The sequence below is a fragment of the Krasilnikovia cinnamomea genome, from assembly GCF_004217545.1.
GTDB lineage: Bacteria > Actinomycetota > Actinomycetes > Mycobacteriales > Micromonosporaceae > Actinoplanes > Actinoplanes cinnamomeus.
Window position 1 is genome coordinate 2810414 of sequence record NZ_SHKY01000001.1, and the last position, 23851, is coordinate 2834264.

24 protein-coding genes are annotated in these 23851 nt (G+C 71.9%); 9 read left to right on the forward strand and 15 right to left on the reverse strand.

Going from position 1 to position 23851, the window contains the following annotated elements; translation table 11 throughout:
• Positions 1-16 precede the first annotated feature (16 nt).
• Positions 17-583, reverse strand: coding sequence for a type 1 periplasmic-binding domain-containing protein (locus tag EV385_RS12590; RefSeq protein WP_130509641.1), 567 nt, complete (start codon positions 581-583; stop codon positions 17-19).
• A gap of 340 nt (positions 584-923) precedes the next feature.
• Between EV385_RS12590 and EV385_RS12595 the strand changes: the two genes are divergently transcribed.
• Together EV385_RS12595 and EV385_RS12600 are read left to right on the forward strand one after the other, a co-directional pair.
• The gene (locus EV385_RS12595) at positions 924-2486 is read left to right on the forward strand and encodes a UDP-N-acetylglucosamine 2-epimerase (RefSeq protein ID WP_130509642.1); all 1563 of its coding nucleotides are present in this window, start codon (positions 924-926) and stop codon (positions 2484-2486) included.
• Between the two features lie 38 nt (positions 2487-2524).
• Positions 2525-2962 (forward strand): VOC family protein, encoded by a 438-nt coding sequence (locus tag EV385_RS12600; protein WP_130509643.1) that lies wholly within the window; start codon positions 2525-2527, stop codon positions 2960-2962.
• A 20-nt stretch (positions 2963-2982) separates the two neighbouring features.
• On the opposite strand, the gene EV385_RS12605 is transcribed toward EV385_RS12600, so the two are convergent.
• The gene (locus tag EV385_RS12605; RefSeq protein WP_130509644.1) at positions 2983-3744 is read right to left on the reverse strand and encodes a dienelactone hydrolase family protein; all 762 of its coding nucleotides are present in this window, start codon (positions 3742-3744) and stop codon (positions 2983-2985) included.
• Positions 3745-4006: 262 nt separating this feature from the next.
• Here EV385_RS12605 and EV385_RS12610 point away from each other — a divergent pair, with 262 nt between their 5' ends.
• The gene (locus EV385_RS12610) at positions 4007-5476 is read left to right on the forward strand and encodes a cellulose binding domain-containing protein (protein ID WP_130509645.1); all 1470 of its coding nucleotides are present in this window, start codon (positions 4007-4009) and stop codon (positions 5474-5476) included.
• A gap of 117 nt (positions 5477-5593) precedes the next feature.
• Here the strand turns inward: EV385_RS12610 and EV385_RS12615 are convergent, their stop codons facing one another.
• Positions 5594-7018 carry an MFS transporter gene (locus EV385_RS12615; RefSeq protein WP_130509646.1) on the reverse strand — a complete coding sequence of 475 codons (1425 nt, stop codon included), beginning with the start codon at positions 7016-7018 and terminating at the stop codon, positions 5594-5596.
• Between the two features lie 104 nt (positions 7019-7122).
• The gene (locus tag EV385_RS12620; RefSeq protein ID WP_242624850.1) at positions 7123-7743 is read right to left on the reverse strand and encodes a TetR/AcrR family transcriptional regulator; all 621 of its coding nucleotides are present in this window, start codon (positions 7741-7743) and stop codon (positions 7123-7125) included.
• A 234-nt stretch (positions 7744-7977) separates the two neighbouring features.
• Between EV385_RS12620 and EV385_RS12625 the strand changes: the two genes are divergently transcribed.
• Positions 7978-9585: a GGDEF domain-containing protein gene (locus EV385_RS12625; RefSeq protein WP_242624851.1), complete on the forward strand. Its 1608-nt coding sequence runs from the start codon at positions 7978-7980 to the stop codon at positions 9583-9585.
• A 280-nt stretch (positions 9586-9865) separates the two neighbouring features.
• Positions 9866-10642, forward strand: a complete 777-nt coding sequence (locus EV385_RS12630) for an SAM-dependent methyltransferase (RefSeq protein ID WP_278045023.1) — start codon at positions 9866-9868, stop codon at positions 10640-10642.
• A gap of 56 nt (positions 10643-10698) precedes the next feature.
• Here EV385_RS12630 and EV385_RS12635 read toward each other — a convergent pair whose 3' ends face one another.
• Both EV385_RS12635 and EV385_RS12640 read right to left on the reverse strand, forming a co-directional pair.
• Positions 10699-10995 (reverse strand): hypothetical protein, encoded by a 297-nt coding sequence (locus EV385_RS12635; protein WP_130509649.1) that lies wholly within the window; start codon positions 10993-10995, stop codon positions 10699-10701.
• Between the two features lie 52 nt (positions 10996-11047).
• A complete protein-coding gene (locus EV385_RS12640) occupies positions 11048-11311 on the reverse strand; it encodes a hypothetical protein (protein ID WP_130509650.1) in 264 nt (87 codons plus the stop codon).
• Between the two features lie 265 nt (positions 11312-11576).
• Between EV385_RS12640 and EV385_RS12645 the strand changes: the two genes are divergently transcribed.
• The gene (locus EV385_RS12645; protein WP_130509651.1) at positions 11577-11813 is read left to right on the forward strand and encodes a DUF397 domain-containing protein; all 237 of its coding nucleotides are present in this window, start codon (positions 11577-11579) and stop codon (positions 11811-11813) included.
• Positions 11814-11887: 74 nt separating this feature from the next.
• Here EV385_RS12645 and EV385_RS12650 read toward each other — a convergent pair whose 3' ends face one another.
• Entirely contained in the window at positions 11888-12775 is an 888-nt protein-coding gene (locus tag EV385_RS12650; RefSeq protein WP_130509652.1) for a helix-turn-helix domain-containing protein, read from the reverse strand.
• Positions 12776-13078: 303 nt separating this feature from the next.
• On the opposite strand from EV385_RS12650, the gene EV385_RS12655 reads away from it, so the two are divergent.
• Both EV385_RS12655 and EV385_RS12660 read left to right on the forward strand, forming a co-directional pair.
• Entirely contained in the window at positions 13079-13366 is a 288-nt protein-coding gene (locus tag EV385_RS12655) for a hypothetical protein (RefSeq protein ID WP_130509653.1), read from the forward strand.
• Complete coding sequence (locus tag EV385_RS12660) at positions 13363-13548, forward strand: hypothetical protein (RefSeq protein ID WP_130509654.1); 186 nt, start codon at positions 13363-13365, stop codon at positions 13546-13548. Before EV385_RS12655 ends, EV385_RS12660 begins: the two co-directional genes overlap by 4 nt.
• A gap of 56 nt (positions 13549-13604) precedes the next feature.
• Here the strand turns inward: EV385_RS12660 and EV385_RS12665 are convergent, their stop codons facing one another.
• Both EV385_RS12665 and EV385_RS12670 read right to left on the reverse strand, forming a co-directional pair.
• A complete protein-coding gene (locus EV385_RS12665; RefSeq protein WP_130509655.1) occupies positions 13605-14444 on the reverse strand; it encodes a phosphoribosylaminoimidazolesuccinocarboxamide synthase in 840 nt (279 codons plus the stop codon).
• Between the two features lie 330 nt (positions 14445-14774).
• Positions 14775-16367 (reverse strand): GGDEF domain-containing protein, encoded by a 1593-nt coding sequence (locus tag EV385_RS12670; RefSeq protein ID WP_130509656.1) that lies wholly within the window; start codon positions 16365-16367, stop codon positions 14775-14777.
• A gap of 255 nt (positions 16368-16622) precedes the next feature.
• On the opposite strand from EV385_RS12670, the gene EV385_RS12675 reads away from it, so the two are divergent.
• Positions 16623-18200: a GGDEF domain-containing protein gene (locus tag EV385_RS12675; RefSeq protein WP_165449457.1), complete on the forward strand. Its 1578-nt coding sequence runs from the start codon at positions 16623-16625 to the stop codon at positions 18198-18200.
• Positions 18201-18264: 64 nt separating this feature from the next.
• Here EV385_RS12675 and EV385_RS12680 read toward each other — a convergent pair whose 3' ends face one another.
• The 6 genes from EV385_RS12680 to EV385_RS12700 are packed head-to-tail and all read right to left on the reverse strand — an operon-like array spanning position 18265 to position 23844.
• A complete protein-coding gene (locus EV385_RS12680) occupies positions 18265-19665 on the reverse strand; it encodes an MFS transporter (protein ID WP_130509658.1) in 1401 nt (466 codons plus the stop codon).
• Positions 19649-20014 (reverse strand): 4Fe-4S dicluster domain-containing protein, encoded by a 366-nt coding sequence (locus EV385_RS12685; RefSeq protein WP_130509659.1) that lies wholly within the window; start codon positions 20012-20014, stop codon positions 19649-19651. Before EV385_RS12685 ends, EV385_RS12680 begins: the two co-directional genes overlap by 17 nt.
• The gene (locus tag EV385_RS12690) at positions 20011-21330 is read right to left on the reverse strand and encodes an FAD-binding protein (protein WP_242624852.1); all 1320 of its coding nucleotides are present in this window, start codon (positions 21328-21330) and stop codon (positions 20011-20013) included. Before EV385_RS12690 ends, EV385_RS12685 begins: the two co-directional genes overlap by 4 nt.
• Positions 21331-21344: 14 nt before the next feature.
• Positions 21345-21581 carry an FAD-dependent oxidoreductase gene (locus EV385_RS35030; protein ID WP_242624853.1) on the reverse strand — a complete coding sequence of 79 codons (237 nt, stop codon included), beginning with the start codon at positions 21579-21581 and terminating at the stop codon, positions 21345-21347.
• Positions 21578-22930 (reverse strand): LLM class flavin-dependent oxidoreductase, encoded by a 1353-nt coding sequence (locus EV385_RS12695; RefSeq protein ID WP_242624854.1) that lies wholly within the window; start codon positions 22928-22930, stop codon positions 21578-21580. Before EV385_RS12695 ends, EV385_RS35030 begins: the two co-directional genes overlap by 4 nt.
• Complete coding sequence (locus EV385_RS12700; RefSeq protein WP_130509660.1) at positions 22927-23844, reverse strand: TauD/TfdA dioxygenase family protein; 918 nt, start codon at positions 23842-23844, stop codon at positions 22927-22929. Before EV385_RS12700 ends, EV385_RS12695 begins: the two co-directional genes overlap by 4 nt.
• Between the last annotated feature and the right edge of the window lie 7 nt (positions 23845-23851).

Sequence of the window (23851 nt, forward strand, 5' to 3'; positions counted from 1 at the left end):
GCGAGCCGGTAACGGTTCATCGATCCTTTGTCTCGGACAACACATCGGCGACCACGGAACGCACGCGCTCGGTCACCCTGGCGGGATCCTCCTCGCCGATGATGGATACGTTCGCCTGCGATTTGCCAGATCCGATCACCACAAAATGGACGTTGGGCTGCGAAGCAGCAGAGGCGTCCACCGCCGCGTTGGGCGCCGCGCCAACTGTGAGGATCACGTCACACTTGCCACCGACCAGGGTTCCCAGGTAAGTGACCGCGTTCGCACCGGTCTGCGGCCCGTCGACCTCCAGGAACTGCACCTTGCCGTGGGTGTCGAGCGAGGCCTGCTGCATCCCCGCCCACACCGGCGCCGCCCGCTTGTCGGCCGTCCCACCTGCGGGAGTCAGCAGGCACGCGGTGCTCTCGGTGTAGACCCGGGCACGCGGGTCGGGCCGCCCGTCGGGCCACAGCGCCCAGGTCAGCCCACCGGCCACCAGCACCAGGGCGGCACCGCCGCCGATCAACCAGGTCCGCCGCCCACCGGGAAGCCGGAAGCCTTCGCGCCCGGTCTTGGCCGCCGAGCCCCGCAGTCGCTTGTCCATTCGTCCGCCTAGCACGGCGCAGAGCGTACTCACCCTGTCCAGCCCTCATCGAAGTCACCTTGTGTAGCGACGCGGGCACCAATCCAGGCGGCGCCGCTGCGTCACTATCAGTTACGTCATGCTCTGCTATTGACTCCTAGATGGGGACCGAGCAGGCCTCCGAGGGAGACATATTGGCACTTGGTGCTAGCCGAACGGAGGTTTTGACGCGGCGGACCGGTCACCGCACTTGAGTGACGTTAGGTAGCCATCTAGCGTCCGAGATACACCAGACGATGCCCGGCCGAGAACACGAACAGTGATTTCGCGGATCGCCTGCCCCTACCCGGAAAGAGGCACCATGTCGCTGCCCGAGGTGCACCTCGTCGGCGGCACCCGCCCCGAGGCCGTCCGGCTCGCGCCCGTGGCGACCGCCATGCGGGAGGCTGCCCTGCTCGCCCCGATCCTGATCGCCGGCGGGCCGCAGCCCGCGATGGTCGGGCCGGCACTCGCGGCGTTCGGCCTCGACACCGACGTGACCCTGCCCGTCGGGGGCCGCACCCGAACCGGGGCGGAACCGTTGACCGACCTCATCCGGCAGCTCAACCTGCTGTGGGAGCGCCGTCCACCGGCCGCCGTGATCGTGCACGGCGACACCCCCACCAGCCTGGCCGGGGCGCTGGCCGCGTTCTCGCGCCGCATCCCGGTCGTACACCTGGAGGCGGGACGGCGCTCGATGAGCCTCGACGCGCCGTTTCCGGAGGAGGCCGACCAGCGTCTGATCGCGCAGCTCGCCGCGCTGCACCTCACCTCGACGCCGCTGGCCGCCATGAACCTGCTCGACGAGAACGTCGCCGCCCGCGCGGTGGTGATCACCGGCACGACCGTGCCGGAGGCCGCCGCTGCGGTCACCGGTCGTGAGCTGCGGTATCGCGACCCCGCGCTGGCGGCAGCCCGGGCCGCCGCCCAGCACCACCGGCTGGTCGCCGTGACCGTGGACGCGCCCCTGGAACGGGGCCTCACCGTGGTGCGCGCCCTGATCGCCCGGTATCCCGACATCTACGCGGTCCTGTCCGGCCCGGAGGAACCCACCGCGGAGCTGACTGGCGTGGACCGGCTCACCGTCACCGGCCCGCTGGCGCACCCGGACCTGTCCTGCCTGCTGTCCGACGCGTACCTGGTGCTGACCGACTCCGACGGCCTGCGGGAGGAGGCGCTGTCGTTCGGCGTCCCCGCGCTGATGCTCACCGACACCGACACCGACCTGGTCGTCGGCGAGGCGGCCCGGCTGCTGGACAGCCGGGTACGGCGCGACGCGATGACCGTGGGCGGCATTCCGTACGGCGACGGGCAGGCCGCCCGCCGCGTCGCCCAGGCCACCGCCGCCCTGCTCGGCCTGGAAGCGGACCCCGAACCGATGCCGAGCGCGCAGTCCCGGGAGGTCTCCCCGCGCCCCGGGGTGCCCCGGCCCCGCTCCGAGGCGCGCCGCGTGACCGTCGAGCACCCGGCCGCCCGGACCCCGCAGGTGGCGGCCGCGCCCAGCCGGTCCGGCGACGCTGTCGCCGAGGACGTCGCCGCCGGCTACGCGCAGGCGTGGATCGACGGCGACCGGCACGCGACGCGGCGCCTCCTGGCCCCGGACGTGGAGGTCGAGTGGAACCTCGACCCGCCGGTGGACGACGAGGAACTCGTGCAGACCCTGCACCGGATCGCGGTCTTCGCCACGGAGATCTCGGTGGTCTCCCGGGTGTCCACCGGCGCGACGGCCGCACACGTCTACGACTGCGCGACCATGTTCGGCACGGTGCGTTTCGCCGAGTTCCTCACCGTGACCGACGGCCAGATCACCGAGGTACGGCACGTGTACGACGCCGTCGGGCTGCACCGGTACCTGCCCACCCTGCTCGACGACTGCGAGCAGTGATCCCGGGAATTGTCGGTGGTCCCGGTTAGCGTGCGGGCATGGCATACGACTTTCAAGTGACGGTCGACTGCGCCGACCCGCACACGCTGGCCGACTGGTGGGCCGAGACGCTCGGCTGGGAGGTGGAGCCTTCCGACGAGTCGTTCATCAAGGAGATGATCGCCAAGGGGATGGCCACCGAGGCCGACACCACCACCCACCGCGGGGTGCTGGTGTGGCGGATCGGCGCGGCGATCCGGCATCCCGAGGCGCTGCCCAGCGGCCGTCCCCGGCGAGTGCTCTTCCAGGTGGTCCCCGAGCCCAAGACGGTGAAGACCCGCATCCACCTCGACGTGTGGGTCGGCTCGGAGCGCGCCGAGGAGGAGCACGAGCGGCTGCTGGCCCGGGGCGCCACGCTCCTGCACCGGGGTCGGCAGGGCCCGCTGTCGTGGATCACCATGGCCGACCCGGAGGGCAACGAGTTCTGCCTCTCCTGAGCGCGGACAGGCCACCCGCGTCACCTCGGCGCGCGGCGCCGGGTCCGTTCGAGCAGCGCCAGCAGGTTCTCCCAGTGCCGCTGCTCGCCCGCCTCCTGGTAGGCGGCGGTGTCGGCCATGGTGAACCCGTGCTGGGCGCCGGGGTAGACCTCCGAGCGGTAGCGCACCCCGGCGGCGTCGAGCGCCCGCTCCAGCGTCTCGATCTGCTCCGCGGTCATCGACGGGTCCTGGTCGGCGTGGGCGAAATACGCCTCGCCGGTGATCCGCCGGGCGAGCCGGTGCGGGCTGTCCGGTGCGTCGCTGACGAGCCGGCCGGCGTGGAAGGCGGCGACCGCCGCGATCCGGTCGGGGAACGCGGCCGCCGCGCGTACCGCGTTGGTGCCGCCCATGCAGTATCCGACGATCGCCGCCGGGCCCGCCGCGACACCGTCCTGCGCGGCGAGGAAGTCGAGATACGCGCGGCTGTCGCGGGTGACGGTCTCGTTGTCCAGCCGCATGATCAGGGGCATGATCTGCTCGATGATCCGTCCGCGCTGCTCCGGATCGGACAGTCCCGACAGGTCGAACAACGGCGCGCGCCCGGCCCGGAACAGCAGGTGGGGTACGAGGACCGCGTACCCCTGCCCGGCGATCCGGTCGGCCATCTCGAACAGCCGGGGCCGCAGCCCAAACGCGTCCTGGTAGACGAGCACTCCCGGCCACGGCCCGGCTCCGTCGGGGCGCACCAGGTACGCGTCGGCGATGCCGTCCTCGGTGGGGATGTCCACCACGATCTTGTGCATTGCGGGCGCCTCCTGCCGGGCAATTCATCTGATCACGGCGAAACGTACACCCGACGCCGCAGGCATGCCGCCCGGAATGTGCGAACGGCGCGAGGAGGCAAGTCACACCGCCGCGCGAGGCGTGAGAAGTTCTCGTGATCGTCCACGCATCCGTCGTCACGCTGCGGACCTTCAGTCAGTTTTAAGGTGCATACAAACCTTACTAATACAGCGGGGCACCAGAATCGACGCCTGTCAGAACCACCCGAGATAGGAGTCTTCGATGCCCCGCAACCGGCTACGCCTGACGATCTACCTCGGAGCGGCCCTACTCGCCGTGGGCGGTGGCGTGGGCGCGGCGGTCGCGGCCACGAACCCGGCCGGTGCACCGGCGGGCGGCAAACTGACCGCCACGTTCAGCACCGACTCCAAGTGGGACACGGGCTACCAGGCCCGGTACACGATCAAGAACAGCGGCTCGGCGGCGGTGACGGGCTGGCAGCTCTCCTTCGGGCTGCCGTCGACCGCCAAGCTCGGCACGTTCTGGGACACCGCGATCACCACGTCCGGTGCGACCTCCACGGCCAAGGACAAGGGCTACAACAACACCATCCCCGCCGGCGGGGCCGTCGAATTCGGCTTCATCGTCGCGGGCAAGGGCGAGCCGACCAGTTGCACCATCAACGGCGCCTCGTGCTCGGGCGGCGGGGGCACTCCGACGACCACCCCGGCCACCGAGCCACCGACCACCCCCGCCACCAAGCCGACCACCACGGCGCCGGCCACGACGCCGCTGGCCACCACGAAGCCGCCCGTCACCACCGCGCCGCCCACCACGACGGCGCCCCCGCCGGCCACCGGTGGCGGCGGCAACGTCAAGGTCGCCCCGTACGTCGACATGGGTCTGCTGTCCAACCCCAACTCGCCGACGCTGGCCGACATGGCCGCCGCCGGTGGGGTGAAGTCGTACTCGCTGGCGTTCGTGACCAGCGCCGGGTGCCAGGCGACCTGGTTCAACGCGTTCGACCCGCGGTCGAAGCAGTTCGGCGACCAGATCGACGCGCTGCGCAAGGCCGGCGGTGACGTCAAGGTCTCCTTCGGTGGCGCGACCGGCGTCGAACTGGCCCAGGCGTGCACGGACGTCAAGGCGCTGGAGGCGGAGTACCAGGCGGTCGTGTCGGCGTACAACCTCAAGTACATCGACCTGGACATCGAGGGCGCCGCGGTGGCCGACCGCACGACGATCGACCGGCGGTCGACCGCGCTGGCCTCGCTGCAGAAGGCCAACCCCGGCCTGAAGATCTCGCTCACCCTGCCGGTGCTGCCGGAGGGTCTGACCGCCGACGGCCTCAACGTGGTGAACTCGGCCAAGAAGGCGGGCGTCGACCTGGACCTGGTCAACATCATGGCCATGGACTACGGCCGGGCCGGCCAGGACTACGGTGACCTGGCGATCCAGGCCGTGAAGTCCACCAAGGACCAGATCAAGTCGATCTACGGCAACAGCGACGCGGCAGCGTTCAAGATGGTCGGCGTCACGCCGATGCTCGGCAAGAACGACGACCAGGGCACCTTCACCCAGGACGACGCCCGGGACGTGGTCGCCTTCGCGAACAGCAACCACGTCGGGTTCGTCTCCTTCTGGGAGGCCAACCGTGACCGCAACGCCTGCAACGGCGCGCTGTTCCAGTGCACGAACGTGGCCCAGTCCCCGTCCGAGTTCAGCAAGATCTTCGCCGGCTTCACCGGCTGACGATCAGTCGCTTCACCCCACGCGGCGCCGGGAATGCCCCCTTCCCGGCGCCGCGTCGTGTTCTGGCCCGAGCGCTTGGGACCGCCGACCCCCGTTGCCACGGCGGTGCGTACCGGCTCAGGCCGCGACGGCCGCCTCGACCTGGTCCGCCGTGGGCCGCACGCGCGGCGCCCCCAGGGTGGTCAGGATGTTCACCGCCGCGAACAGCGCCGCGGCGAACAACCCGCGCTCGAAGCCCCCGACCAGCGCATCCTGCGGATTCGCCCCGCCGGCCAGTAGCCCCTCGACGTGCGTGGTGGCCAGGGTGGTGATCACCGCGAGGCCGATCGCGCCGCCCACCTGGTAGCCCGAGTTCACCACGCCGGAGGCCGCGCCCGCCTCGTCCGGCCGGACCCCGGCCACCGCGGCGATCATCGCCGGGGTGCCGGTCGCGATGATGCCGATCCCGAACAGGATCAGGCCGGGCAGCAACTGCGTGGCGTACGCGCCGGTGGCGTCCGCGCGGGTGAGCAGCAGCAGGCCGAGGACGCTGAGCACCGCGCCGCCGAACTGCACCGGTTTGGTGCCGAAGCGGGTGACCAGTTGGGACGCGACCACGGCACTGACGATCGCGGCGATGCCCATGGGCAGGAACGCCAGGCCGGTCTCCAGGGCGGTCAGGCCGCGGACCTGCTGCAGGAAGATCGCGGTCAGGAAGAACATGGCCAGGAATCCGGCGCCGTTCAGGGCCAGGGCCAGCACGGACGTGCGCAGGCCGCGTGATCGGAACAGGTGCAGCGGCACGAGCGGGGCGGCGGACCGGGCCTCGACCCGCAGGAAGAGCGCCAGCAGGCCGAGCCCACCGGCCAGCAGCGCGATCACCTCGGCGGAGCCCCAGCCGAGCGGTTCGGCCCGGATGACGCCGAGCACGACGGCCAGCAGGCCGCCCGTGCCGAGCAGGGCACCGGCCACATCGAACGTACGGCGGCCCGCCGGGCGCACCCGCGACTCGGCGACGAACACCGGCGCCAGCGCGACCAGGGCGATCGCGATGGGCACGTTCACCAGGAACACCCACCGCCAGCTCAGCGAGTCGACCAGCAGGCCACCCGCGATCACCCCCAGCGTTCCGCCGAGCCCCGCGAGGCCGCCCCAGATTCCCATGGCGATGTTGCGGTCGCGGCCGTGCGCGAACGTCACGGTGAGGATCGCGAACGCGGCCGGGGACAGCAGCGCCCCGCCGAGGCCCTGCACGGCCCGCATGACCACGAGCTGCTCAGGGGTGGACGCCAGGCCCGCCACGAGGGAGGTGAGGCCGAACAGCAGCAGGCCCGCGATGAAGACCCGGCGCCGGCCGAGCAGGTCGGCGGCGCGGCCGCCGAGCAGCAGGAAACCCCCGAAGATCAGGGTGTACGCGCTGATGACCCACTGCAGGCCCGAGGGCGAGAAGCCGAGGTCCTGCTGGATGTCCGGGAGCGCGACGTTCACGATCGTCACGTCGAGCACCACTATGAACTGGGCGAGCGCCAGCACCACCAGCGCCGACCACGGACTGCGTCTCACGTCTACCTCCGTCAGCGTCGCCGCACTATGCGACGTACATGTACACCGTATACGTACGTCGCACGGCGACGTCAAGCGCGCGGCCGCGATGGAGGGGTACTTGGTCAGGTCCGGCGAACGCCGCGAGTGCCCTGAACCAGCAGGTCGATGTTGAAGGCGAAGTAGTCGTCCCGGTCCGCGCAGCCGACCAGGGCGGGCGCGGCGGCCACGACATGGGGATAGCGCGCGGGCGAGAGAACCTCGAGCGCGCCCCGCTTGTGCCGCAGGATCTCCTCACGGGCCTCGGCACTGACCGCGTTGTGCGGGTTCGGATCGGAGGTGACCAGCGTGATCACCGCGCAGAGCAGATAGCGACCCACCTGCGCCGCCCGGGCCGGGGCGAACCCGCCCTGCTCCAGCAGGGTCAGCGCCCGTTCCGCCAGAAGGAGGCCCGGCTCCGAGGCGAGGATCCGCTTCAGCGCGAGCCCGGCCACCGCCGGATGCGGCTCGATCGCGGCCAGGAACGCCCGCAGGACGTCACCCAGCTGCTCGTCCCAGGTGCCGGCGCCGGGCTCGGGCAGCCGCACCTCACCGACCAGGAACTCCGCGATGCCGTCGAGCAGCGCGTCTTTGTCGTTGAAGTGCCAGTACATGGCCATCGGAGTGACACCGTGCTCCTGGGCGAGCCGGCGGATGGTCACCGCGTCCAGCCCTTCCGCGTCAGCCAGGGAGACAGCGCTCGCCACGATCGCATCCCGGCTCAGACGAGGCCGCGTCGCCGTACGTCGGTTGGCCATCCGACCACTGTACGACGCGGGCCCGGTGAGACAGGAATCACGCTCGAACCCTCAAAACCTGTGACTCTCGGTCAACGATTGAACGCGAAGAGTACCGGAACATCGGCGGCAACGGCGATCCAAATTGCTTCAGCCGGGCCGCCGGGGGCCGATGAGCACGGGTGGACGGGAAGGAGGTGGCCGGTGAACGGCAGCGCGATTTGTGCCGAGCAGCTGTCGGCTGCGCTGCTGGCGATCGAGGAACGCATCCTCTGGAACGCCGAAGCCGATCTCGCCCTCGCCACCGAGCTCGAAGCCCAGGCCGTCGAACTGGGCGACGAAGCCCTCGCCGCCCGCGCCCGCCTGTGCCGTACGAACATGCTCATGCGCACCGGCGACGTCGCCGGGGCTGCCCGGCAGATCTACGACTGCTACGAATGGGCGGTCGAGCACGAGGATCGCCGGCTGCAGGCCCGTACCCACCTGATCTGGGCGAACATCCAGCGTCTGCTCGGCGACTTCGCCAAGTGCCTGGAGCACTCGCTGAGCTCCGTCGAGCTGCTCGACGAGACCGCCACCCCGTTCATGCAGGTGTGGCACCGCGCCAAGCTGGCCGACGCGCTGGGCCTCAACGGCGCGATGGAGGCGGCCCGGCCGCGCTACCACCAGGCCGAGGAGCTGGCCCGGGAACTGCGCCTGTGGGAAACGCTGACCAGCGTGCTGAACAACTGGGCCTACACCGAGTTCACCGACGGCGACTTCGTGCGCGCCCAGGAGGTGGTGCAGCGCCTGAACCACCACGCGGTGACGCACGGCTTCGAGCTGGATCCCGCGACGCTGGACACGATCGGCGCGATCCAGATCGAGAACGGCGAGTACGCCGCGGCCGAGGAGACGATGCGGGTATGCATCGCCCGGCACGAGACCGGCCTGCGCGAGGACGCCGACGACCTGCCCGAGTACCTGCTCACCATGGCCCGCGCCCAGCGTTGCATGGGCGCCCTCGACCGGGCGCAGGCCAGTCTGGACACTGCCCGGCTGCTGTGCGTCGATCGCGAACTGCACGAGGTGCTGGTCCGCGTACACCAGGAGCAGGCCGAGCTGCTCGCCGCGCGCGGCGAGTTCGCCGAGGCGTTCGCGATGCACAAGACCTTCTACGCGGCCCACGAGAGCCTGCGCTCGAAGCAGCGCGAGGCCCAGGCGCAGACCCGGCAGGCCATGTTCGAGACCGCCGAGGCCCGCGAGGAGGCCGAACGCTTCCGCGAGCAGGCCCGCCGCGACCCGCTGACCGGCCTGCGCAACCGCCGGTACATCGACGAGGAACTGCCCGCCCTGCTCACCGGCGACGCCGACCTCACCGTCGCGATCGTCGACCTCGACCACTTCAAGCGGGTCAACGACCAGCTCTCCCACGACGTCGGCGACCAGGTGCTGGTGCAGGTCGCGAAGCTGCTGGAGACGAAGCTGGCGGCGGTCGCACCGGACGGGTTCGTGGCCCGGCTGGGCGGCGAGGAGTTCCTCCTGGTGCTGCCCAGGACGCCGGTGCCCACCGCGACCACGCGGCTCGACGAGGTCCGGCGGGCGATCCGGGCGTACGACTGGTGGACCATCACCGGTGACCTGCCCGTCACGGTGAGCATCGGCGTGGCCGGCGTGCACGAGGCCCCGGACCTCAGCCAGTCCGCCATCCTGTCCACGGCGGACCGCAACCTGTACGTCGCCAAGCGGGGCGGGCGCGACCGCGTCGTGTCCGGCATGGCCCGCGACGGGCGCACGCGCTCGTACCGCGACCGTGACCGCGACGCCGCCTGATCTTCTCGGGTCGCCCGCTGTGCCACCACGCTGCGGGGCGACAGACGATCGAGCGACGGGGCTGAATTTCACCCGCGAAGCCCGCTAGTCTGACCACAGTGGCCGAATCGACGCGCATCCGGGCGTCACACGGTCACCGACCAGACAGAGATCGTCGCGACGAGATCAGTTTCGGTCAGGCCCGCCGGCGTCGGCCGCGCTTCGGCCCGGCCGGGATCAGGAGGCGGGCGTGGAGCAGGGCAAGGACGTTCCTCCGGCGGCGGAGCTCGCACCCCCGGGGGTGAACATCAATGTGCCCCACTCGGCTCGCATCTACGACTACTGGCTCGGCGGCAAGGACAACTTCGCGGTGGACCGCGCGGTCGGCGAGGCCATGATCCAGGCGATCCCGGACCTGCGCTACATGGCCGGGGAGAATCGCAAGTTCGTCCACCGCGCCGCCCGCGACCTGGTCGCGAAGGAGGGCATCCGGCAGTTCCTGGACATCGGCACGGGCATCCCGACCCGGCCGAACCTGCACGAGATCGCCCAGGAGATCGCCCCGGAGACCCGGGTGGTGTACGTCGACAACGATCCGATCGTGCTGGTGCACGCCCGCGCCCTCATGGTGAGTTCCGCGCAGGGCCGCAGTGAGTACATCTCGGCCGACATCCGCGACCCGGGCGCCATCCTCGGCGATCAGCAGCTGATCGACACGCTGGATCTGACCCGGCCGGTGGGCCTCACGCTGATCGCGATCCTCATGCTGCTGGCGGACAGCGCGGATCCGTGGGGCAAGGTCGCCGAGCTGCGCGACGCGCTGCCGTCGGGCAGCTGCCTGGCGATCACCCACCCGACGGCGGACTTCAACCCGGATGAGGTGGGCCGCGCCGTGGACGCCGCGACCGGGGCGGGCATGACACTGGTCTGCCGTTCCCGCGACCAGGTGCAGCGCTTCTTCGGTGACTGGGAGATGCTCGAGCCCGGGCTGGTGCCGGTGTCCGCGTGGCGGCCGGATGTCCCGGTCGACCGCCCCGAGGCGGCGTACTACTGGGCCGGGGTGGCCCGCAAGCCCTGACAACTCGGCCGGTCGGGCAGCCCGGCACGGGGGAACCCGACCGCCCGACCGGTGCCTCATGGCCGCAGTCGCGGCCGCTTGCGGGCGGGCGGCACCGGCATCCGCTGGGCGCGCACCAGCACCTGCCGGCGCGCGCCCTCCCGGCCCGCCGGGTCGATGACGACCCCCTCGACCTCAAGCCAGGTGTCCCCGTCATGGGGCACCGGCTTGGCCCACTCGACCCGATCCACCTTGAGGATCAGCGGCCCTTGGCCGTAGCAGTAGTCCGTCTCGGCGAAGACCTGCACCGGCCGCGACGGCACCGCGGCCCGGAGCCGCCCGCCCCGGATGATCGGGGCGGAGCGTGTCCACATCGTCCGCGCCGGCGCGATCCCGAGGCGCCGGCGCCGGACACATCGGACCGGCTCATTCACTCTCGTCGGACTCACCGTCCTTGGCCGGGGCCGCCCTGCCCGCCGCCGGTGCGCGGCGGGCGGCCGGCCGGCAGAGCGCATACCGCACGCCGCCGAACCGGTGCGTCACCACGCTGGCCCGCGTCGATGCCGCCCGGACTTCGTCCGTGACCGGCTCGTCGCGGTAGACGAGCGAAAGGTTTCCCCTCCGTTGCGTCTCGGCGGCCTCGTAGCCGCCGGGATCGGGGAGCTCAGGGCCGATGTTGGGAATCGACATGGCAGCACTCCTCCGCTCGGACGCCCCCGCCAGGGAGCCTCGCGTCGAGGTCGCAGAGGTCGATGTCCGCGACCGGCCCGTCACTCACGGATGTCACCGTAAGTGACATCCATTCTTTGTCGTACGTGCGTTATCATGCTCACAATCCTGTTCTGACGCAAGGCCAGATGCACGTGCATTTGCACGACGGGTCCGGCGGTGAGGGCGGAGGGGCGGGTAGGACGCCGGTCGACAGCCGATCGGAGACAGACGTAGGGAGCTTTGTATGAAGCGCATCGTCAACGGCATGCCCGCGGGTCAGTTGCCCGGCGTGACGTGGCAGAAGAGCGGCCGCAGCAACCCGAGCGGCAACTGCGTCGAGTGCGCCGCCCTGCCCGACGGCGGCGTCGCGGTACGCAACTCCCGGGACCCACACGGCCCGGCGCTGATCTACACGGCGGCCGAGATCGAGGCGTTCATCCTCGGCGTACGCGACGGCGACTTCGACAACCTGCTCGGCTGAACAGCAGGTACTGGCGACGACGGCCCGCCCGCGCGTAAGCTCGGGCGGGCCGTACGCCACCCGAGCCGCCCGGCCTACCCGATCCGGCCGACCTCGTTCAGCAACTTGCCGAGGATCTCCGGGGTGTGGCCGGGCGGTTCCGCGTCGATGCAGACCCGGTCCATGGCCATCGCGTAGTGGTCGACATCGTCGCGCTTGTCCAGATAGATCCCGCTGGTCAGTTGCTCGACGTAGACCACGTCCGGCAGCTCCGGCTCGGGAAAGCGCAGGATCGAGAAGGGGCCACCGGCGGCGGCGTGCCCACCGGCGTTGAACGGCAGGATCTGCAGCCGCACACTGGACAGTTTGGACGCCTCGATGAGCGCCTCGATCTGACGGCGCATCACCTCGACCCCACCGATCGGCCGGCGCAGCACCGCCTCGTCGATGACCGCCCACAGCTGCGGCGGGTTCGCCCGGGTCAGGATCTGCTGGCGCTGATGGCGCAGCTGCACCCGGCGGTCGATCTCCTCGGTCGTCGCGCCCGCATGCCCGAGCAGGATGACCGCACGGGCGTACTCGGGCGTCTGCAGGAGACCGGGGACGAACTGGATCTCGTACGTCCGGATCAGCGACGCCGCCGCCTCCAGGCCGAGATACGCCTGGAACCAGTTCGGCAGGACGTCGCTGTAGTGGTGCCACCATCCCGGATTGTTCGCCTGACGGGCGAGGCCGAGCAGCGCCTCGCGCTCCTTGGCATCGGTGACGCCGTACATGGTGAGCAGGTCGGCGACGTCGCGCTCCTTGAAGCTGACCCGGCCGAGCTCCATCCGGCTGATCTTGGATCCCGAGGCGCGGATGTCGTAGCCGGCATCCTCGCGGCTGATGCCCCGACCCTCGCGCAGGCGACGTAGCTGCGCCCCCAGCAGGATGCGCAGCACGGTGGGGCCGCTCTGCGGCGCCTCGTCCCGACCTGCGACCACCTGACTCCTCGTCACCGTTCCTGGGCTGCCCGATCGCAGTCCCTCCGCATCCTAAAGGGGAGATCGCGCCGCGTGAAACGGAACGGCCTGTTCGTACGCCCTTCCGCACAGGACCGATGCACGTGCAGAGTGCCTTGCGAACGCATGGGATCCCGAGCATGATAGCTGACAAACCCGTATCCGCCCGCTGACACAACGTGCTGAATGTCCACTCGCCGGGCGGCCTCGACCGCTTGGCCGAGGCACATCACCCGAGCGACGGCCGACGCCCTCGACGACCCACGTCCACGAGGAGGCATCCCGATGTCCACCCCGACCATCGTTCCGCCGGAACGCGACCCGGCTGACGTGGCTCCGGCGGACAGCTACCGCAAGGCGGACCTGGTCTGGGTCTACCGGGACGGCTGGCGGGCCGGGGTCATCGAGGCGGCGTCCCGGCACGCCGTCACGGTCACGTACCGTCCGGGCAGCCGCCCGGGCACGGGGGTGGACACCTTCACCGCGCCGTACGTGAGCCGCCGGGCCGAGGAGGATCCGGCGCTGGACCGCCGCTCCGCCGCAGGTCTGGCCCTGCGCCAGCCGCCCGCATGATCGGGGCCGTCGCGGTCGCCGCCCTCGTCGGGCTGGCCAGCCTCCTCACCGGAGTCGCGCTGGGCTGGCACCTGTGCCGCACGAACAACCGGTGTCCGGACTGCGGCGACCGGCTGGCCTGCGCCGGTTGCGGCGAACCGGCCCCCCGCCCGCACGGGCCCGGGGCCGCGCACACCCTCTAATTACTCGGGTCCCGTGCCGTGCTCGCCGCACCCGCGCGACAAAGGCAACGCGGTGCTCAGCGCCAGCGGTCGCCAGTCAGCCGCTCGTACACCTCGACGTAGCGGTTGCGGGTCGCCTCGACCACCTCGTCCGGGATCTCCGGACCCGGTGCGGTGCGGTCCCAGCCGGTCAGGCCCGCCGACCAGTCCCGCAGGAACTGCTTGTCCAGGTAGCGCTGCGCGCCGCCGGGCTGCCACTCGGCGGCCGCCCAGAACCGCGACGAGTCCGGGGTGAGCAGCTCATCGCCGATCGTCAGCGCCCCGCTACGGGAGAAGCCCAGCTCGATCTTCGTGTCCGCGATGAGGATGCCGCGCTCCGCCGCGATCGCCGAGCCGCGCCGGTAGACCTCCAGCGTGATCCGCCGCAGTTCGGCGGCGACGTCCGCGCCGACCTGCGACTCCACGTCGGCGTACGTGATGAACTCGTCGTGTCCCTCGCCCGGCGCCACCTTGGTCGTCGGCGTGAAGACCGGCTCGGGCAACCGCGAGCCCTCGATCAGGCCGGGGGGCAGCGCGACACCGGAGACCGCCCCGTCCTTTTCGTACTCCTTCAGGCCGGAACCGGCGAGATAGCCGCGCGCGATGCACTCGACCATCACCATCCGCAGGCGCTCGCAGCGCACCGCCCGCCCGGCCCACTCGGCGGGCACTTCCGTGGCGGAGATGATGTGGTGCGGGGCGACGTCGGCGAGCTGCTCGAACCACCACAGGGACAACTGGGTGAGGATCTTGCCCTTGTCCGGGATCGGCGTGGGCAGCACGACGTCGTAGATCGAGACCCGGTCCGAGGCGACGAGCAGCAGGTCGTCACCGTCGGCGTACACGTCCCTGACCTTGCCCGAGTGCAGTAGCTCCACGTGCTTCCCTCCGCCGCGCGTCCGACTGCGCCCACGGTATCCGAACTGCGGACACCGGCGGATCCGGCCCGGTCAGGAGTCGGAGCCGGTGGACCGGCGGCGGGCCGCCCACAGGCCGCCGCCGATCAGTACGGCCAGCGACAGCAGGCAGAACAGCAGAGCGAGTACGTGGATCGGCTTGAGGGCACCCATGATCGGAAACGTAGCGCGTCCAGGCGAATGTATCGATGTCGGGGCCGCGGGACTGGCACGTGACGGAGACCGAGGGCATCGGCGTGCTGCCCCTGCCGGTGCGGGCGATCGCGGCGGCCGTTCGCTGAGCGGTCGCGGCTATGCGGCGAGGCGGTCGCGTCCGGTGCGTTTGGCGGTGTAGAGGTGTTTGTCGGCGGTGGTGAAGAGGTCTTCGCCGGTCATGCCGGGTAGTAGTGGGGCGAGTCCCATGCTGACGGTGACGCGTAGGCCGAGGGCGGTTTTGTGCCAGTCGTGGTCGCGGATGACGGTGCGCATGCGGGCGGCGATGCGGGTGGCGGTGGCCAGGTCGGTGGCGAGGAAGACGCCGAACTCGTCGCCGCCGAAGCGGGCGGGCAGGTCGGAGGCGCGGCATTCGGTGCGCAGGAGGTGGCCGATCTCGCGTAGGACGTCGTCGCCGACGCCGTGGGAGAAGCCGTCGTTGATCTGTTTGAAGTTGTCCACGTCGACCAGCAACAGGCACATCTGGTCGGTGACCGCGCGCGTGTCCGCCGCCACCGCCGCCATCTGGCGGTCGAAGCCGCGCCGGTTCGCGAGCCTGGTCAGCGGGTCGGTCTGGGCGGCGGTGTCCGCGGTCGCGTGGTCGGCCTCGAGTTGCACCCGGCGGCGGGCCTGGCGCAGCATGGCGACCCGGTCGAGCCGCAGCCGCCACAGTTGTTGCGCGTGCGCGCGCACCGCCGCCAGCAGGTGCCGGGTGGCCTCGCTCGGCGTCGCCTCCGCGGCGACCAGAGCCAGCTCGAACTGGAACATCAACCGGTGCCGCGCCGCGCCGGCCAGCGCACACAGCTGCTCGGCCGCGATCAGCTCCCGGGCCGCCTTCTCGTACTTGCCGAGGCTGCGCAGCGCCACCCCGTAGGCGAGGTGGGCGAGCCGGGCGTCGAAGTGGCGGCCGTCGGCATGCAGGTCCGGAATGACCGCGGTCGCCAGCGCGCGGGCCTCCTCCACCTGACCCGTCTTGGCCAGGCCGCAGGCCAGCAACGCGCCCAGCATCGCCTGATCCGAGCCGAGCTGGGAGTCGGGGCCGGCGTCCGGGTCCAGCCATCGGCGGGTCAGCGAAATGACGTCCCGGAAGCGGACGCCGGCCTCCTCCAGGCGACCGACGTGGTCCAGGCGCAGGCCCCACTCCAGCAGCGCCTCGGCGCGTTGCAGGTCCCGGATGATCCGGCGCATGGGGTCGATGCGGTCCAGGTTCGGCTCGCCGTCGGTGGCCTTGTCGGCGAGCTCGTACAGCTCGGCCCAGCGGGCGGCCTCCGCGACCGACGACATCGCCGCGTAGTACCAGGTGTTGCGGGGGCAGGACTCCAGGATGGTCATGGCCGCGGCCAACTGGTGCAGGCCCTCTTCGAGGCGGCCCATGCGCGACATCACATCGGCCATGTCGGCGTTGGCCTTCGCGCGCGCGGTGCGGGAGACGGAGCGGCGCAGCAGGTCGCGCGACATGAACTCGGCCTCGGTGTAGCGGCCCAGCTCGGTCAGTGCGTACGAGTGGGACTGCACGATCGCGCGGGCCGACTCCCAGTCGCCGAAAAGCTCCGCGATCCACAGGTACGAGTCCGCGAGTTCGAGGATCTCCTCGTAGCGGCCCTCGCCGTAGAGCTGGCGCAGGTGGCGCGCCGGGACTTTCAGCGTCCCGATCTGCTCGATGGGTACGGGAAGCGCAGAGCTCGACTCCATGCTTCCTCCTCCGGGACCGTCGCTACCACTAAGTAACACCTCGGCCGGTGCAGGTGCCGCATTAGTCAAGCCACCGCAAAGACTCCTCCGACACGCCGCCCTGCGGGAACGCGCGGACGGGTGGCTGGCGTAGTCATCGTCACTCAGTGTGGCAGCGGCACCGGCTAAGAACGCCTCGGCGGCGACCGACTCAATAGACGCGGAAATTCTCTACGTGTCGTGACGCGTAACTTACTTGGAGTAATGGGAGTGGGTATGGAGTCGAGCTCTGGGCTGCCCGCTCCCGTCGCGCACGCGGGACCGCTGGTCTCCCTGGCGGACTACACCCACATGCTCTACGCCCAGGGCCGTTACGACGAGGTGCTCGACTGCGGCGAACAGCACGAGTGGATCGCTCAGACACTTGGCGACCGGGACACCGCCCGGGTGATCCTCCAGACCCGGATGTACGTGCTGACCGAGCTGGCCCGCTACGCCGAGGCGGAGACGATGGGCCGGGAACTGCTGCGGCGGGCCGTCTCCCGCACCGCGCGCGCGAAGGCCAGCGCCGACCTGGCCGACGTGCTGGTGCGGATGGGGCGACTGGAAGAGGGTCTGCACCTGATCGCCTGGGCCATGGCCACGCTCGAGACGTGTCCCCGGGACTGGCGCTACTTCTCGGCGATGTCCTCGGTCGCGGAACCGGCCCGCTGGGCGGAACTGTACGAGCTGGCCGAGCAGGCGTCCGTCGCCGACCGGCGGCTGCTCGACACCGACCGCAACCGCCGCATCATCCTGGACACCCAGCGCGCCGAGTCGCTGCTGGAGTGGGGTCTGCGGCTGGAACACGTGGGCCGCCTCGAGGAGGCCGGGGTCCGCTACCGCGACGTGATCGCCCTGACCCGGCCGTGGGAGCAGCCCGAGGACGAGACCGAGCTCCTGGATGAGGCGATGGTGCACGCGCTGCTGGCCTGCGCGCTGGCCAAGACGGGCGAATACACCGAGGCCGAGGAGAAGGCCGTCGCGGCGATTCGCCTGCTGCATGCCACCGGGCGCCGTTTCGAAGCCCGCCTCGCCCACCTCGCGTACGGGCTGGCGCTGCGCAGTGCCGGTGACTTCGCGGGGGCGGCCCGCGAGCTGACCGCCGCCGAGCAGCTGTGCGCCCTGGCCGGCGCCCCGCGCCACCAGCTGATCTTCCAGTTCGAGCTGGGCCTGGTCGCGGCGGAGGCCCGACCCAGCGTGGCGACCGGACACCTGGCCTCCGCGTTGCGGGCGCACGCCGAGCAGTTGTGGCGGCTGCGCCTGGACCGGGTGGCCATGCTGCGCCAGGCCCGCCGCCGGGTCCAACTCGAGGCCGACCACGCGAGTGCCGACGCGGCGGCGCAGACGGACCCGCTGACCGCGCTGGCGAACCGGCGCGGCTTCGACCGCCGGATGGCGGAACTGAGCACCGACGGCTCCCCGGCCGACGTCTGCCTGTTGCTGGTCGACGTGGACAACTTCAAACAGATCAACGACGGCTTCTCCCACGGCGTCGGCGACGACGTCCTACGCGAGATCGGCCACCTCCTGCGCACCGAATGCCGCGCCTCCGACCTGCCCGCCCGCTTCGGCGGCGACGAGTTCGGCGTCTTCCTCGCCACCGACCTGGCCACCGCCACCCGCATCGCCGCCCGCATGCGCACCGTCATCCGCGACCACGACTGGCACAAAACCGCCCTCGGCCTACGCGTCACCGTCAGCATGGGACTCGCCCCACTACTACCCGGCATGACCGGCGAAGACCTCTTCACCACCGCCGACAAACACCTCTACACCGCCAAACGCACCGGACGCGACCGCCTCGCCGCATAGCCGCTGCGACGGAACTTCCGCAGCCGCCGCCCCGTGTTCTTCCTGGTCAACGTCGACCAGTGAGCTACGGCGTGGCGGGGGCCAGCCGGGGTTCGGGACGCGGGATCCGCAAACCGCACACCAGCGCACCGGCCAGCGCGAGCGCGTAGAGCGCCAGCGCGGCCCGGTACGATCCCGCGCTCGGATACCCGGACGCGCTGATCGACCACGTCAGCACCGCGCCACCCAGCGTCGCGCCGAGGCTGCCGCCGACCGTACGCATGACGTTGTTCACGCCCGCCGACACCCCGGTCTGCTCGCGCGGCACCGCCTCCACCACCAGGGCGCCCACGGCCGCGAACGCGAGACCCACCCCGGCGCCCATCACCAGGACGGCCGCGCACACCTGCGGCAGCGCGCCGTGCCAGACCGCCAGCATCAGGTACGCCGACCCGGCCGTGGCCGCCCCCACGGTCAGCGCCGCCCGCAGCCCGTAACGGCGGACCAGGCGGCGCTGGGCGGGCAGCACCAGCACGGTGCCCAGCGCGGTCGGCAGCATCACCAGCCCCACCAGGGTCGGGCTGGCGCCGAAGCCGATGCCGCTGGCCGCCGGCTGGGCCACCAACAGCGGCACCAGCATCCACGAGCCGAACATGCCGAAGCCGAGCAGCAGGGTGGCCGCGTTCGTGGCGCGCACCGTCGGCATGGCGAGCGTGCGCAGGTCGACCAGGGGATGCCGGGCGTGGCGCTGCTGGGCCAGCCACAGCGCCGCCAGCGGGAGCGCGGCCAGGCCGGGCCCGGCGACCCGGGGGTCCGTCCAGCCGTACCGGCCCGCGAAGCTGATCGCCAGCAGGAGCAGGCCCAGCCAGGTGGCCAGGAGCACCGCGCCGGGCCAGTCCACGCGGGCCCGACCCTGGCGCGGGCCGCGCGGCAGCAGCACCGCGACCGGCAGCGCGGCCAGCGCCGACACCACGGCCGGGAGGCCGAACAGCCAGCGCGACGACAGCACCGCCAGCAGCGGCCCGGCCGCGATCGTGCCGGCGGCGCCGCCGAGGCTCATCACCGTGGAGATCGCAACGAACGCCCGGGGCCGCTCGCCGCCCGGCAGGTGGTCGCGGACCAGCGCGAAACAGATCGGGAACACGGCACCGCCCAGTCCCTGTACGGCACGGCCGGCCACCATCACCCCGAGACCGTCCGCCGTGGCGGAGATGACCGAGCCGACGCTGATCGCGGCGAGCGCGCCGAGCAGGACCTGTCGCTTGCCGTGCAGGTCGGCGAGGCGGCCCAGCACCGGAGTGGACACCGACGCGCTGAGCAGGAACGCGGTCAGCAGCCACGCCGCGCCGGACGGGGTGGTGCCCAACTCCCGCTGGAAGACCCCGAGGGCGGGCACCACCAGCGACTGCAGCACCGAGTACGCGGCGGTGGCCAGGCACAGCGCGCCGAGCACGGCCCGCCCGCGCAGGTCAACCCCGGCGGTCATCGAGATCCGGGTTGATCCGGGCGGTGAACAGGTGGTTGGTGTCGCGCGCGCTGCCCGGCGTGCGGCCCGGCCCCCAGCCGATCTGCTCCCGGTAGCGGCCCAGCAGTCCCGCCTCGGCCAGCGCCGCCTCGTCGGCGTACGGGGAGCCGTCCGGCGCGGGCCCGCTCAACGGCGCGACGAACAGCGCGTCCGCCGGGCAGTACGCCTCGCACAGGAAGCAGGTCTGGCAGTCCGCCTGCCGGGCGATCACGGGCGCCGCCCCGGGCACGGCGTCGAAGACGTTCATCGGGCAGACCCGTACGCAGATGTCGCACCGTACGCACCGGTCCTGGCTGACCAGCTCGATCATGCGCCGCTGCCCACCGGTACGGCGGTCCAGACCTGGTCGAGGCCGCCGACCCTGATCCGCCGCGCGCCGTCCGGCCGCGCCTGTGGCTGGTCGTCGCGCCGGTGCAGGCCGCGGGTCTCCGCGCGGGCCAGCGCGGCGGCGTACATCCAGCGGGCGTGCGCGACCAGCGCCGCGGCCTGCCGGGCCGGGAGGGCGTCCGGGCCCGCACCGCTCAGCCCGGCCGCCGACTCGCGCCACAGGCCGTCGAGGGTGGACAGCGAGCGGCGCAGCCCCGGCCCGGTGCGGAAGTAGTTGCGGTCCAGCGGGACGACCTCGCGCTGCACCGCGGCGACCACCTCGGCGGCCGGTCGCGACGCCCCGCCGGTCGGGCGCAGTCCGGCCCGGCCCGCCGGGCGCAGCGGCGCCGCCGGCCGGGAGGCGCGGCGCGCGTGCCGGGCCGCGGCGGCACCGGCCCACGTGCCCGAGGCCATCGCCCAGGCGGCGTTGTGGCTGCCGCCGCCGCTGATCGCGCCGGTCACGTACTCGCGGGTGGCCACGTCGCCGGCGGCGTACAGGCCGGGGACGCCGGTGGCGCAGTCGTCGCCGGCCAGCGCCAGGCCGCCGGTGCCGCGTACGGTGCCCTCCAGCACGAACCGGACCGGGTACGCGGTGGTGAACGGGTCGATGCCGGCCTTGTCCAGCGGCAGGAAGTAGTTGGGCTGAGCCAGCCGCGCGGCCGCCCGCAGCGACTCCGGGGCGCGGTCCAGCCGGGCGTACAGCGGCTGGCCGGTCGCCGCCAGCCGGGCCAGCGCGTCCCGCCCGGTCAGCGGGTCACCGACGTCCAGCTCGCGACCGTCGGCGTCGTAGTACCTGGCGAACTGCATCATCAGCCCCTTGGTCTGCCCACCGAACGCCGGGGCCAGCGCGTACGCCGCCGAGAACTCCATCCCGGACAGCGCCGCACCCACCTCGGCGGCCATCAGGTGACCGTCGCCGGTGTCCACGTTGAGCCCGAGCGCCCCGGACAGGAACGCGCAGCCGCCGGTGGCCAGCACCACCGCGCCCGCCCGTACCGTCCAGCGCCGCCCGCCGTCCTGCCGCCGCTGCCCGGCGGCCCCGCCCACGGCGCCGTCGGGGTCGGTGAGCAGTTCCAGCGCCGGGCTGTGATCGAGGATGCGCACCCCGGCCCGCCTCGCCCGGTGCCGCATCGTGCGCAGGTACTGCGGGCCCTGCAGGCTGCCCCGGCGCTGCCGCCCCGCCTCGTCGACCGGGTACGGGTAGCCCCAGGTCGCGAGGTCGCCGAGGCGCCGGTACGCCTCGTCGACCGTCCGCAGCATCCAGTCGCGCTCGGTCAGGTGCCCGGCGCGCGCTCCCGCTCGGCCACGGAGCGTTCCCGGGCGGCCGGGTCGGGCGGCACGTACCAGACGTTGTTGCCGCCCGCGGCGGCCGCGCCGCTGGTGCCGCAGTAGCCCTTGTCGGCGAGCACCACCCGGGCGCCGGCCCCGGCGGCGGCGACGGCGGCCCAGGTGCCCGCCGGGCCGCCGCCGAGGACCAGTACGTCCGCGGAAAGCCGCAACTCGTCCGTCACGGCCGGGCGGCCGTCGGCTGCCGTGCGGCCGTGTTGCGGTTCGCGGGCCGGGGCAGCCCGTAGTGCTCGCGCAGGGTGCGTCCGGTGTACTCGGTGCGGAACCGGCCGCGCTCCTGCAGGATCGGCACCACCCGGTCGACGAACTGCTCCAGGCTGCCGGGCAGCACCGGCGGCATGATGTTGAAGCCGTCGGCGGCGCCCGCGTCGTACCAGCCGGTGATGGCGTCCGCGACCTGCTCGGGCGTGCCCGCGAAGGTGAGGTGGCCGCGGCCGCCGCCGAGCCGGGCGATGATCTCGCGGACGGTGAGGCGTTCCCGGCGGCCCAGGTTGACCACGAGCGTACGGCGGCTCTTGGCACCCTCCAGCTCGTCCTCCTCCGGCAGGTGGGCCGGGAGTTCGGCGTCCAGGCGCAGGTCGGCGACGTCCACCCCGAGCAGTTCGGCGAGGCCGGGCAGGGCGAACTCGGGGCGGATCAGCCGGTTGAGTTCAGCGTCGAGTTCCCGCGCCTGCGCCTCGGTGTCGCCGATGACGGGCACGATCCCCGGCAGGATCTTGACGTGGTGCGGGTCGCGGCCGTGTTCGGCGGCGCGCCGCTTGAGGTCGTCGTAGAACTCCTGCGCGTCGGTGAGCGTCTGGTGCGCGGTGAACACGGCCTCCGCGTACTTCGCCGCGAAGGTACGGCCGTTCTCCGACGATCCCGCCTGGACCAGCAGGGGGTGGCCCTGCGCCGAACGGGGCACGTTGAGCGCGCCCGCTACCCGGTAGAACCGGCCCGCGTGCGCCGGTGGGTAGATCCGGTCGCTGTCGCCCCAGACGCCGGTCTCCTTGTCGGCGAGGATCACCTCGTCGTCCCAGGAGTCCCAAAGCTTGAGGGAGACGTCGATGAACTCGGCGGCCCGCTCGTAGCGTTCGGCGTGGGCGGGCAGGTGGTCCAGGTTGAAGTTGCGGGCCGCGTCCAGCCCGGCCGTGGTGACGATGTTCCACCCGGCCCGGCCGCCGCTGATCAGGTCCAGCGAGGCGAACCGCCGGGCCAGGTTGTACGGCTCGTTGTAGGTGGTCGACGCGGTCGCGATCAGCCCGATCCGTTCGGTGACCCCGGCCAGCGCGGTGAGCAGCACGGTCGGTTCCAGCGTCCCGGACGGGCGCCGTTCCACCTGGTCCCACAGCACCGGGCCGTCCGCGAGGAACAGGGAGTCGAGCTTGCCGCGCTCCGCGATCCGGGCCAGGTTCTGGTAGTGCGCGACGTCGACGTGGGCGTACGGGTCGCTCTGCGGCAGCCGCCAGGCCGCCTCGTGATGCCCGACCCCCATGAGGAACGCGTTGAGGTGAAGCAGTCCCGGCCGGCTCACGACGCCGCAGCCTGCGGGGTGTAGTGCCCGGCCTCGTCGCCCTCGATGACGTAGCTCTTGGCGCCGTCCGCGCCGACCGGCACGTCCCCGGCCACGGTGACCCGGTGCAGCTTGCGGGGCAGGTCGCCGTAGTCGTCGGCCGCGTAGTGCTGGGTGGTCCGGTTGTCGAAGATGACCACGTCGCCGACGGCCCAGTGGTGGCGCAGGGTGTTCTCCGGCCGGGTCACGTACGCCTGCAGCAGCCGCAGGAGGTCGCGGGACTCCGTGTTCGACAGCCCGAGGATGCTGCTGGCGAAGCCGCCGATGAACAGGTTCGGCACGCCGGATTCGGGGTGGATGCGCACCAGGGGGTGCGCGGTGCGGTACCGCTTGGAGACGAACACCTTGTGGTACTGCTCCGCCTCGTCGGTACGGAACTGCGGGTGGGGCGCGTAGTCGTGCTCGTTGGTGTGCACCGCCCACAGCTTGTCGGCCAGCGTCCGCAGGTGCTCCGGCAGGTCGGCGTACGCGGCGGCGGTGTTGGCGAACAACGTGTCCCCGCCGTACGGGGGGATGACCAGGCTGCGCAGCGTGGTGGCCTTCGGTGGGGCGACCACGAACGTGACGTCGGTGTGCCAGGCGTTGGCCCGGGCTCCCTCGCCACCCTCCACGTTGAGCACGTTGGCGTTGCCGTCCACGGACGGCACGGTCGGGTGGGCCGTGGTGAGCGGACCGAACGCGGAGGCGAACCGGACGTGCGCGGCGTCGTCGAGCTGCTGGTCACGGAAGACGAGCACCTTGTGTTCGACCAGCGCGGTGTTCAGCGCGCTGATCGTGCCGTCGTCGAGCGGCTGGGCGAGGTCGACGCCGACGATCTCGGCGCCGATGCGGCCGCCGATGCGGCGGATGTCCGGGATGCTGGGTGCCAGTGTCATGGCGAGG

Excerpts from the sequence above, each read along its gene's own strand:
- EV385_RS12590 (WP_130509641.1), bottom strand. The coding sequence starts at position 583 with ATGGACAAGCGACTGCGGGGCTCGGCGGCCAAGACCGGGCGCGAAGGC.
- EV385_RS12595 (WP_130509642.1), top strand. The coding sequence starts at position 924 with ATGTCGCTGCCCGAGGTGCACCTCGTCGGCGGCACCCGCCCCGAGGCC.
- EV385_RS12600 (WP_130509643.1), top strand. The coding sequence starts at position 2,525 with ATGGCATACGACTTTCAAGTGACGGTCGACTGCGCCGACCCGCACACG.
- EV385_RS12605 (WP_130509644.1), bottom strand. The coding sequence starts at position 3,744 with ATGCACAAGATCGTGGTGGACATCCCCACCGAGGACGGCATCGCCGAC.
- EV385_RS12610 (WP_130509645.1), top strand. The coding sequence starts at position 4,007 with ATGCCCCGCAACCGGCTACGCCTGACGATCTACCTCGGAGCGGCCCTA.
- EV385_RS12635 (WP_130509649.1), bottom strand. The coding sequence starts at position 10,995 with ATGTGGACACGCTCCGCCCCGATCATCCGGGGCGGGCGGCTCCGGGCC.
- EV385_RS12640 (WP_130509650.1), bottom strand. The coding sequence starts at position 11,311 with ATGTCGATTCCCAACATCGGCCCTGAGCTCCCCGATCCCGGCGGCTAC.
- EV385_RS12645 (WP_130509651.1), top strand. The coding sequence starts at position 11,577 with ATGAAGCGCATCGTCAACGGCATGCCCGCGGGTCAGTTGCCCGGCGTG.
- EV385_RS12655 (WP_130509653.1), top strand. The coding sequence starts at position 13,079 with ATGTCCACCCCGACCATCGTTCCGCCGGAACGCGACCCGGCTGACGTG.
- EV385_RS12660 (WP_130509654.1), top strand. The coding sequence starts at position 13,363 with ATGATCGGGGCCGTCGCGGTCGCCGCCCTCGTCGGGCTGGCCAGCCTC.
- EV385_RS12670 (WP_130509656.1), bottom strand. The coding sequence starts at position 16,367 with ATGGAGTCGAGCTCTGCGCTTCCCGTACCCATCGAGCAGATCGGGACG.
- EV385_RS12675 (WP_165449457.1), top strand. The coding sequence starts at position 16,623 with ATGGAGTCGAGCTCTGGGCTGCCCGCTCCCGTCGCGCACGCGGGACCG.
- EV385_RS12680 (WP_130509658.1), bottom strand. The coding sequence starts at position 19,665 with ATGACCGCCGGGGTTGACCTGCGCGGGCGGGCCGTGCTCGGCGCGCTG.
- EV385_RS12685 (WP_130509659.1), bottom strand. The coding sequence starts at position 20,014 with ATGATCGAGCTGGTCAGCCAGGACCGGTGCGTACGGTGCGACATCTGC.
- EV385_RS12690 (WP_242624852.1), bottom strand. The coding sequence starts at position 21,330 with ATGCTGCGGACGGTCGACGAGGCGTACCGGCGCCTCGGCGACCTCGCG.
- EV385_RS12700 (WP_130509660.1), bottom strand. The coding sequence starts at position 23,844 with ATGACACTGGCACCCAGCATCCCGGACATCCGCCGCATCGGCGGCCGC.